Raw genomic sequence first — 621 nt, 5'->3', positions numbered from 1 at the left:
TGCTGGATTAATACAATAAGTGCAATCGACTGAAATTTCAGATGTGAGCCAGCTGCTGGTACATTCTGTAGCTCTCACACTCAGAAATGGAAGTCAGGAATGAGTACACAAACCAGACAATACAAGCAGCTGACTCTGGGGCAAAGATACCAGATTGAAGCGCTCTTGAAAAAAGGTCATTTACAGAAAGATATTGCAGAATTCATTGGCATCAGTGAGGGGGCCTTATCTCGTGAGCTTGGTCGTAACAGAGATGACGACGGTTACTGTGCTGAGTCAGCTCACAAGAAGGCTATTCAGCGCAAACAGACTGCTCGAAAATACACCAAAACTGATGAACGACAAATGCCGATCATAGAAAAAGGCCTTCTGCTTGGCTGGTCTCCTGAAAACATTAGTTACAGGATGAAAATAGAGGTGCCTGAGATCACTCTTAGTCACACCACCATATACAGCCGCATTTCAAGCGATAAGGCTCAAGGGGGTTCCCTGTATAAAAAACTGCCTCGCTTTGGAAAACGTCGCTGCAAAGGTGGTAAACGCAAAGCAGGTCGCTCCCTAATTCCCAATCGTGTCGATATAACAGAGCGACCTGAAGTGGTCGAGCTTCGTTCACGTGTA

1 protein-coding gene is annotated in these 621 nt (G+C 45.6%); it reads left to right on the top strand.

Going from position 1 to position 621, the window contains the following annotated elements; all coding sequences use genetic code 11:
* Nucleotides 1-99: 99 nt before the first annotated feature.
* On the top strand, nt 100-621 hold a 522-nt coding region (locus CWC28_RS21275), incomplete at its 3' end, for an IS30 family transposase (protein WP_138625747.1).

It is taken from the genome of Pseudoalteromonas sp. S4492 (assembly GCF_005886115.1).
In the GTDB taxonomy this organism is placed as follows: domain Bacteria; phylum Pseudomonadota; class Gammaproteobacteria; order Enterobacterales; family Alteromonadaceae; genus Pseudoalteromonas; species Pseudoalteromonas gelatinilytica.
Note: the sequence above shows the minus strand (reverse complement) of the source record. Positions and strands in the feature narration are given on the sequence as shown.